Origin of the sequence: Kitasatospora sp. NPDC127111 (genome assembly GCF_042677465.1) — a bacterium.
In the GTDB taxonomy this organism is placed as follows: domain Bacteria; phylum Actinomycetota; class Actinomycetes; order Streptomycetales; family Streptomycetaceae; genus Kitasatospora.
The window spans coordinates 1-10519 of the sequence record NZ_JBHXTG010000135.1; the positions used below are offsets into that span (position 1 = coordinate 1).

2 protein-coding genes are annotated in these 10519 nt (G+C 75.4%); both read left to right on the top strand.

What is annotated here, in order from left to right; genetic code table 11:
- The first annotated feature begins 27 nt into the window (after positions 1-27).
- Positions 28-8751: an SDR family NAD(P)-dependent oxidoreductase gene (locus ACFVHB_RS39225; RefSeq protein ID WP_380332615.1), complete on the top strand. Its 8724-nt coding sequence runs from the start codon at positions 28-30 to the stop codon at positions 8749-8751.
- Between the two features lie 31 nt (positions 8752-8782).
- On the top strand, positions 8783-10519 hold a 1737-nt coding region (locus tag ACFVHB_RS39230; protein WP_380332618.1), incomplete at its 3' end, for a type I polyketide synthase.

Sequence of the window (10519 nt, forward strand, 5' to 3'; positions counted from 1 at the left end):
GGCGGGGGTTACGGCGCGTTCGTCGAGGTGTCCCCGCACCCGGTGCTGACCGCGTCGGTGACCGAGACGGCTGAGGACGCGGGCATCGCCGACGTTCTGACGGTGGGCACGCTGGAGCGTGACAACGCGGGCGCCGCTCGTCTGCTCACCGCGTTCGCGCAGGCCTACGTCGGCGGTCTGCCCGTCGACTGGAAGACCGTCCTGCCCGCCGCCGAGCCGGTCGAGCTGCCGACCTACGCCTTCCAGCACCAGCGGTACTGGCTCCAGTCCGCCGACGTCCCCGCGCCCGCGTCGGGCGGAGACGGCACGAGCACGGCCGCCGAGGCCCGGTTCTGGGCCGCCGTCGAGGGCGGAGACCTGGCCCGGATCGCCGACACGCTGGCGATCGAGGACCAGAAGCAACTCAGCGCCGTCCTGCCCGCGCTGGCGTCCTGGCGCCGCCGCGAGCGCGACCGCTCGGTGACGGAGGGCTGGCGCTACCGCGTGACCTGGTCACCGGCGACCGAGCCCGGCGGCCTCGCCCGCCTCTCGGGCCGCTGGCTGGTCGTCCTCCCCGCCGGGGAGATCGACGGCGACGTGGCGCAGGGCTGCGTGGCGGCGCTGTCCTCCCGCGGGGCCGAGGTCGTGTTCGTCGAGGTCCCGGCCGGGACCGTCGACCGGGCCGGGATCGCCGCGCTGATCGACGAGGCGCAGCAGGGCGGCGGCGCGGCGGTGTCCGGCGTGCTGTCGCTCCTCGCGACCGACGAGACGCGCCTGCCCGCCCACCCGGTGGTGACCGTCGGCCTGGCCGCCACGCTGGGCCTGGTGCAGGCCCTCGGCGACGCCGAGGTCCTCGCACCGCTCTGGATCCTCACCCGCGGCGCCGTCGCCACCGCCCCGAGCGAGGTGCTGACCAGCCCGCTGCAGTCGCAGGTGTGGGGCTTCGGCCGCGTCGTCGGCCTCGAATTCCCGGACCGCTGGGGCGGGTTGATCGACCTGCCGCCCGTCCTGGACGAGCGGACCGGCGCGCAGCTCGTGACCGTGCTGGCCGGCTGCGACGAGAACCAGGCCGCGCTGCGGCCGGCCGGGATCGTGGGCCGCAGGCTGACCCACGCCCCCCAGCCGTCGGCGACCGGCGCCTGGCGGCCGAGGAACGGGACCGCGCTGATCACCGGTGGTACCGGTGCGCTCGGCGGGTACGTGGCGCGCTGGCTCGCCGGGCGCGGGATCGAGCGCGTGGTGCTGACCAGCCGCTCCGGCGCCGGCGCCCCCGGCGTCGCCGCCCAGGCGGCCGAACTGGCCACCCGGGGCACCGGTGTGGACGTGGTGGCCTGCGACGCGGCCGACCGGTCCCAGCTGGCCGCGCTGCTGGACCGGATCGCCGTGAGCGGCCCCGCGCTCGGCACGGTGGTGCACACGGCGGCGGTGCTCGACGACGGCGTGATCGACGGCCTCTCGGCGGCGCGGCTGGAGTCGGTGCTCGCGGCCAAGGCCGCCGGCGCGGCCCACCTGGACGAGCTGACCGCGGACCTGGACCTGGACGCCTTCGTCCTGTTCTCCTCCGTGGTGGCCACCACGGGCGGCCCGGGCCAGGCCAACTACGGTGCGGCGAACGCCTACCTGGACGCCGTGGCCGAGAACCGGCGCAGCCGCGGCCTGGCCGCGCTCGCCGTCGCGTGGGGCCCGTGGGCGGCCGGTGTGGCGCAGGGCTCCGAGGCGGCGCGGCAGCGGCTGGCCCGCAACCAGTGGGAAGGCGTCATGGACCCGGAGCTCGCGGTCCGGGCGCTGGGCGAGGCACTGGACGGCCGCGACACCGTGCTGACGGTGACGAACATCGACTGGTCCGTCATCCTCGCGGCGCCGCAGTCGGCGGCGAGCCTGCTGCAGGTCCCCCTGATGCGGGACCTGCCGGAGATCCACCGGCTGGCCGCGATGCTGGCCGAGGTCCCGGCCGCACCGGTCGAGCAGGACCTGGTGCGCCGCCTGGCCGGCATGAGCCGGGCCGAGCAGCGCCGGGTGCTGACCGAACTCGTCCAGGCGAAGGCCGCGCACGTGCTCGGCCACCCCTCGCCCGACACGGTCGAGGTCAACCGCGCGTTCAGCGAACTCGGCTTCGACTCCCTGACCGCGGTGGAGCTGCGCAACGACCTCAGCTCCGCCACGGACCTGCGGCTGCCCGCGACCCTGCTGTTCGACTACCCCACCACGGCCGCGCTGGCCGACTACCTGGAGGCGGAGCTGCTGGGGGCCCAGCCGGACGGCGCCGACGCGCCGACGGCCGTGCCCGCCACGATCGCCGGCGACGATGTGATCGCGATCGTCGGCATGGCCTGCCGCTACCCCGGCGGCGTGGTCGACCCCGACGGGCTGTGGGCCCTGCTGGCCTCCGGCGGGGACGGGATCTCCGGCTTCCCGGACGACCGCGGCTGGGACCTGGAGGCCCTCGGCGACTCCTCGTACGTCCGGGCCGGCGGGTTCGTCCAGGACATGAGCGGGTTCGACGCCGGCTTCTTCGGCATCAGCCCGCGTGAGGCCCTGGCGATGGACCCGCAGCAGCGCCTGCTGCTGGAGCTCTCCTGGGAGGCGGTGGAGCGGGCCGGCATCGACCCGGAGTCGCTGCGCGGCAGCGCGACCGGCGTCTTCGTCGGCGGCTACACCTCCGGCTACGGCTACGGCGCGGACATCGAGGGCATGGCCCACCTCATCACCGGCAACGCGACGAGCGTGCTGTCCGGCCGCGTGTCGTACGCGCTCGGGCTCGAAGGCCCGGCGGTGACGGTCGACACGGCCTGCTCGTCGTCCCTGGTGGCGATGCACATGGCCGCCCAGGCCCTGCGCTCCGGCGAGTGCTCGATGGCCCTGGCCGGCGGTGTCACCATCCTGGTGAGCCCCGAGGGCTTCGTCGGCTTCAGCGAGCAGAGCGGCCTGGCGAAGGACGGCCGCTGCAAGGCCTTCTCGGCCGAGGCGGACGGCATGGGCTTCGCCGAGGGCGCGGGCGTGCTCGTCGTGGAGCGGCTGTCGGACGCCCGGCGCAACGGGCACCCGGTGCTCGCGGTGCTGCGCGGCAGTGCGACCAACCAGGACGGCGCGTCCAACGGTCTGACCGCCCCCAACGGCCCCTCGCAGCAGCGGGTGATCCGCGCGGCGCTGGCGAACGCCGGACTGACGGCCGCCGACGTCGACGTGGTCGAGGCGCACGGCACCGGCACCAAGCTGGGCGACCCGATCGAGGCGCAGGCGCTGCTGGCGACGTACGGCCAGGAGCGGGGCGAGCACGGCCCGCTGCGGCTGGGCTCGGTGAAGTCGAACATCGGGCACACCCAGGCGGCCGCCGGTGTGGCCGGTGTGATCAAGATGGTGATGGCGCTGCAGCACGAGCAGCTGCCGAAGACCCTGCACGCCGACGTGCCGTCGCCGCACGTGGACTGGTCCGCCGGTGAGGTGGAGCTGCTGACGGAGGCGACGCCGTGGCCGGTCAACGGCCGGGTGCGGCGAGCCGGCGTGTCCTCGTTCGGCCTGAGCGGCACCAACGCGCACGTCATCCTGGAGGAGGCCCCCGCGGTCGCCGAGCCCGCCGAGCCCGGCGCGCCCGGGAACGACGGCCAGGGCGACGTCGCCAAGGTGGTCGAGCCCGGCGAGGTCGGGGCCTGGCTGGTGTCGGGCCGGTCGGCCGAGGGGCTGGCCGGGCAGGCGGAGCGGTTGTACGACTGGGTGACCGCGCGGCCCGATCTCACGCCGGCCGAGGTGGCGTGGTCGTTGGCGACGACGCGGTCGGTGTTCGAGCACCGGGCCGTGGTGGTCGGTGGCGGGCGTGAGGAGCTGGTGTCGGGGCTGCAGAGCTTCGCGGCCGGTGTGCCCAGTGGTGCCGTCGTTTCTGGTGTGGCGCGGCCGGGTGTGCGGACGGTGTTCGCGTTCGCGGGTCAGGGTTCGCAGTGGGTCGGCATGGGCCGGGAGCTCGCCGAGGCCAGCCCGGTGTTCGCGGCGCGGCTGGCGGAGTGCGCGGCGGCGCTGGCGCCGTACGTGGACTGGTCGTTGGACGAGGTGCTGGCGGGTGCGGAGGGTGCTCCCGCCCTGGAGGCGGCGGACGTCGTTCAGCCGGCGCTGTGGGCCGTGATGGTCTCGCTGGCGGAGGTGTGGGAGGCCGCCGGGGTGGTCCCCGCCGCGGTGGTGGGTCACTCGCAGGGTGAGATCGCGGCGGCGACGGTGGCCGGGATGCTGTCGTTGGAGGACGGCGCCCGGGTGGTGGCGTTGCGCTCGCAGTCGCTGAAGGTCCTCGCCGGTCTCGGCGGGATGCTGTCGGTGAGCCGGTCGGCCGCCGTGGTGGAGGAGCGGATCGCCCGGTTCGGCGAGCGGCTCTCCCTGGCGGCTGTCAACGGCCCTGCCGCGGTGGTGGTTTCGGGCGAGCCCGAGGCTCTGGAGGAGTTGAGGGCGGAGTTCGAGGCCGAGGGCGTGCGCGCCCGGATGGTCGCGGTCGACTACGCCTCGCACAGTGCTCAGGTCGACCGGCTGGAGGAGGAGATCACCTCCGTGCTGGCCGGGATCACCCCGCGCCGCGGCCGCGTCCCGATGGTCTCCGCGATGACGGGCGAGACCCTGACCGGCGAGGAGCTGGACGCCGCCTACTGGTACGCCAGCCTGCGCGCGACGGTGCACTACGACCGCGCCGTGCGGACGCTCGCCGGTCAGGGCCACCAGGTGTTCGTGGAGGTCACCCCGCACCCGGTGCTGATGGGCGCGATGAACGACACCCTCGAAGAGGTCGCGCTGGACTCCGCCTCGGTGCCGGCCGCCGTCTGCGGGACGCTGCGGCGTGACGACGGTGGCGCCCAGCGCCTGCTCACCTCGCTGGCCGAGGCCTTCGTCAACGGCGTGGCGGTCGACTGGACGGCCGTCCTGCCGTCCGCCGACCCGGTCAAGCTGCCGACCTACGCCTTCCAGCACGAGCGCTACTGGCCGCGCGCGGCCGGTCCGGCTATCGGCGGGGACGCGGTGTCGCTGGGCCTGGGCGCGGTCGGGCACCCGCTGCTGGGTGCGGCGGTCGAGCTGGCCGGCGGTGCGGGTCTGGTCTGCACCGGGCGGCTGTCCGTGCGGACGCACCCGTGGCTGGCCGACCACGCGATCGGCGGGTCCGTGCTCCTGCCGGGCACCGGTTTCGTCGAGCTGGTGGTGCGCGCCGGGGACCAGGTGGGTTGCGGCCTGTTGGAGGAACTGACGCTGCAGGCACCGCTCGTTCTGCCCGCCGACGGCTCCGGCGTCCAGGTCCAGGTCGTCGTCGCCGACGCCGACGCGGACGGACGCCGGACGGTCGAGGTGTTCTCCCGCCCCGACGCCCAGCAGGACTGGGCGCAGCACGCGAGCGGTGTGATCGCCCCCGCCGGGGAGCCGGCGGTCACGGAGGAGGACTTCACGGTCTGGCCTCCGCGCGGTGCCACGGCGGTGGACGTCACCGGCATGTACGAGGCCGGCGCAGGCGCGTCCTACGGCTACGGCCCGGCGTTCCGGGGGCTGCGGGCGGTGTGGCGCCGCGGCGAGGACCTCTTCGCCGAGGTGGCGCTGCCCGAGAGCGTGGCGGCAGACGCGGGGGCGTTCGGTCTGCACCCGGCGCTGCTGGACGGGGTGCTGCACGCCAGCGCCCTGGTCGGCGGTGCCGAGGAGGGCGAGCCGGGTCAGGTGCGGCTGCCGTTCGCCTGGACGGGCGTCGAACTGCACGCGGCCGGCGCTTCTGTTCTCCGGGCCCGGCTGCGCCGGGACGCGCAGGGCAGCCTGACGCTGACGGCGGCGGACGCCACGGGTGCCCCGGTGGTGTCGGTGGCCTCGCTGATCACCCGCGCGGTGGCGGCGGCCCAACTGCGCTCCGCGGACTCCGCGATGGCGGACTCCCTGTTCACCGTCGAGTGGGCTCCGGTCTCCGGTGCTCAGGCGGTGCCGTCCGGGGACTGGGCGCTGATCGGCGCCGACCGCTTCGGCCTGGCCGAGGCGCTGGGTGCGGCCGGTGTGCCGGTCCGTTCCTTCGCCGACCTGGCCGAGGTGGCCGATGCCACCGAGGCGGGGGAGATCACCCCCGGCATCGTCCTGGCCTTGGCCGGTGACGAGGCCGGCGGTGACGCGGCCGAGGCCGCCCGCCGGGCGACCGGCGAGGCCCTGGAGCTGGCCCAGGACTGGCTGGCCGAAGAGCTCCTGGAGGCGGCCCAGTTGGTGGTCGTCACCCGGGGCGCTGTGGCCGCCTCGGCCGGTGAGCGGATCGCCGATCTGCCGGCCGCCGCGGTCTGGGGTCTGCTGCGCTCGGCGCAGTCGGAGAACCCGGGCCGGCTGGTCCTCGTCGACCTCCCCGCCACCGGCGACCCGGTCGCCCTGACCGCGCTGCCGACGGCGCTCGCCGCCGGCGAACCGGAACTGGCCATCCGCGGCGACGTGGCCCACGCGCGGCGGCTGGCCCGCCCGGCGGGCGACCTGGCGGTGCCCGAGGGCGGCCTGTGGCGGCTGGAGCCGGACGCCGGTGGCTCGCTGGACGGCCTCGTGCTCGCGGCGGCGCCGCAGGCGGGGGACCGGCTGGAGGCCGGGCAGGTCCGGGTGGCGGTCCGGACGGCCGGGCTGAACTTCCGTGACGTGCTGATCGCCCTGGGCATGTACCCGGGCGGCGGGGTGATGGGCAGTGAGATCGCCGGAACGGTGCTGGAGACCGGCCCCGAGGTGACCGGCCTGGCCGTGGGCGACCGCGTGATGGGCGTCGCCGAGGGCGCGTTCGGGCCGGTCGCCGTGACGGACGCGCGCCAGCTGGTGCGGATCCCGGCCGGCTGGTCCTACGCCGAGGCGGCATCCGTCCCGAGCGCCTTCATGACGGCCTGGTACGCCCTGGTCGAACTGGCCGGCGCGAAGGCGGGCCAGCGGGTGCTGGTGCACGCCGGTACCGGTGGTGTCGGCATGGCGGCGGTGCAGATCGCCCGGCACCTGGGTCTGGAGGTCTTCGCGACGGCAAGCCCGGCGAAGTGGCCGGTGCTGGCCGGGATGGGCCTGGACGAGGCGCACGTCTCCTCGTCCCGCAACGCCGGCTTCGAGGGGGACTTCCTCGCCGCCACCGGCGGCGCCGGTGTCGACATCGTGGTCAACTCCCTGGCGGGCGAGCTGACGGACGCGTCCCTGCGGCTGCTGCCGCGCGGCGGCGCGTTCGTCGAGATGGGCCGCACCGACCTCCGGGACGCGGACGCCCTGGCGGCGGAGCACCCCGGTGTCGTCTACCGGCCCTTCAACCTGGGCGAAGCCGGCCCCGAGCGGCTCGGCGTGATGCTCGGCCGGATCGTCGAGCTGATGGCGGCCGGTGAGCTGACGAGGCTGCCGGTGCGGGCCTGGGACGTGCGGCGGGCGCGCGAGGCGTTCCGCTTCATGCAGCAGGCCCGCCACACCGGCAAGCTGGTCCTCACCGTCACGGCCGGCCCGGCCGAGCCGCGGACCTCCGGCAGGTCGGCGCTGGTGACGGGTGGCACGGGCACGCTGGGCGGCCTGGTGGCCAAGCACCTGGCGGCCACCGGACGCGCCGACGGGCTGGTCCTGACCGGCCGTTCGGGCCCGTCCGCCCCGGGCGCGGCCGCGCTGGCCGCGGAGCTGGCGGAACTGGGCGCCAGGGTGCGGATCGTGGCCTGCGACGCCGCGGACCGCGACGCCCTGGCCGCCGTCCTGGCGGGGGTTCCCGCGGAGGCCCCGCTGACGAGCGTCGTCCACACGGCCGGTGTCCTCGACGACGCGACGATCGCGTCGCTGACCCCGGAGCGGGTGGCGGCGGTGATGCGGCCCAAGGCCGACGGCGCGTGGCACCTGCACGAGCTCACCCGGGGCCTGGACCTGGACCACTTCGTCCTGTTCTCCTCGGCCGCGGCGACCTTCTCCAGCCCCGGCCAGGGCAACTACGTCGCCGCCAACTCCTTCCTGGACGCGCTGGCGGCCGACCGCCGGGCGGCCGGACTGCCCGGCACGTCCCTGGCCTGGGGCATGTGGGCCGAGGCCAGCGCCCTGACCGGGCGGCTCAGCGACTCCGAGCGGGCCCGCATCAACCGCGGCGGCGTCGCGGCACTGGGCGCGGACGAGGGCCTGGCGCTGTTCGACCTGGCCTTGGCCAGGGACGAGGCGGTGCTGGTGCCGGCCAAGCTGGACCTGGCCGGGCTGCGGTCGCAGGCCGCCCGCAGCGCGGACGTCCCGCCGCTGTGGCGGGCCCTGGTCAGCGGCGGAACGGGACGGCGCAGCGCCTCCTCGGGCACCACCGGCGCGGACTCGCTGCGCCAGCAGCTGGCCGGGCAGTCGGAGCAGGAGCGGATGCGGCTGCTCACCGACCTGGTCCGGTCCCACGTGGCGGCCGTGCTGGGGCACGCCTCCGCCGAGGCGATCGAGTCCACCCGGGCCTTCACCGACCTGGGCTTCGACTCGCTCACCGCGGTGGAACTGCGCAACCGGCTCAGCACCGCGACCGGGCTGCGACTGCCGGCCACGCTGGTGTTCGACCACCCCAACCCCACGGAACTGGCCGCGCTCCTGCAGGAGAAGCTGCTGCCCGAGCTGGTTGAACATGGCGAGGCGGACGCCGCCGAGGAGAAACTCCGGAAGGCGCTCGCGACCGTGCCGCTGTCCAGGTTCCGTGACGCCGGGCTCATGGAGGCGCTGATGCGGCTCGCCGACGTCCGCGACGACGCCCTGAGGGGCGACCAGGGCGAAGACGTCGAGGACATCGACGCGTTGGACGCCGACAGCCTGATCCGTCTGGCCCTCGACGGCGAGGCGGAGTGATGTTGATGATGCTCGATGCGTGGAGGCAGCGATGACCGGACAGGCCGACAAGCTCCTTGAAGCGCTGCGTGCCTCCGTGAAGGAGACCGAGCGGCTGCGGCAGCGGAACCGGCAGCTCGTCTCGGCGGCCTCGGAGCCGCTGGCGATCGTCGGCATGAGCTGCCGGTACCCCGGCGGCGTGACGACTCCCGAGGAACTGTGGGAGTTGCTCGCCGCCGGCGGGGACGCGATCTCCGGCTTCCCGACGGACCGGGGCTGGGACACCGAGGGCGTCTACGACCCCGACCCGGACCACCAGGGCACCTCCTACGTGGTCGAGGGCGGGTTCCTGCGGAACGCGGCCGGCTTCGACGCGGGGTTCTTCGGGATCAGCCCGCGCGAGGCGCTGGCGATGGACCCCCAGCAGCGCCTGCTGCTGGAGACCTCGTGGGAGGCGCTGGAGCGGGCCGGGGTCGACCCGGCCTCGCTCCGGGGCTCGCAGACCGGCGTGTTCGTCGGCGTCGCCCCCTCCGACTACGTCGCGCACCAGTCCCTGCAGACCATGGAGGGCCTCGACTGGCACCTCATGACCGGTGGTGCGGCCAGCGTGATGTCCGGCCGCATCTCCTACCTGCTCGGTCTGCAGGGGCCGGCGGTGTCCGTCGACACGGCGTGCTCCTCGTCCCTGGTGGCGCTGCACCTGGCCTGCCAGGCGGTGCGCGCCGGGGAGTGCTCGCTGGCGCTGGCCGGCGGCGTCACGGTCATGGCCACCACCATGGGTTTCGTCGGCTTCTCCCGGCAGCGCGGCCTGGCCGAGGACGGGCGCTGCAAGGCGTTCTCGGCCGCGGCGGACGGCATGGGAATGGGCGAGGGCGCCGGCATGGTCGTCGTCGAGCGCCTGTCGGACGCGCTGCGCAACGGGCACAAGGTGCTCGCGGTGGTGCGCGGTTCGGCGGTGAACCAGGACGGCGCGTCGAACGGTCTGACGGCGCCGAACGGGCCGTCGCAGCAGCGGGTGATCCGCGCGGCGCTGGCGAGCGCCCAGCTGTCGGCCGCCGACGTCGACGTGGTCGAGGCGCACGGGACGGGCACCACGCTGGGCGACCCGATCGAGGCGCAGGCGCTGCTGACGACGTACGGTCAGGACCGGCCGGAGGGCCGGCCGCTGCTGCTCGGTTCGGTGAAGTCCAACATCGGCCACTCCCAGCAGGCGGCCGGTGTCGCCGGCGTGATCAAGATGGTGCTGGCCCTGCAGCACGAGCAGCTGCCGAAGACCCTGCACGTCGACGAGCCCTCGCCGCACGTGGACTGGACGGCCGGCGACGTGCAACTGCTGACGGAGTCGGTGCCGTGGCCGGCCGGGGAGCGCCCGCGTCGTGCGGGGGTGTCCTCGTTCGGGCTGAGCGGCACCAACGCGCACATCATCGTGGAGGAGGCCCCGGCGGCCGGGGCCGCCGAGGCCGCCCGGGCGCCGGAGACGGCTCCGGTGGTGTCGGGTGCCGGCGCGTGGCTGGTGTCGGGCCGTACGGCCGAGGGGCTGACGGCCCAGGCGGAGCGGCTGCGGGACTGGGTGGCGGCGTGGCCGGAGCTGGCTCCGGCGGACGTGGCGTGGTCGCTGGCGGCGACCCGGTCGGTGTTCGAGCACCGGGCCGTGGTGGTCGGCGGCGAGCGTGCCGAGTTGGTCGGTGGCGTGGAGAGCCTGGCCGCCGGGGTGCCGTCGGGTTCGGTGGTGTCGGGTGTGGCGCGGCCGGGTGCGCGGACGGTGTTCGCGTTCGCGGGTCAGGGTTCG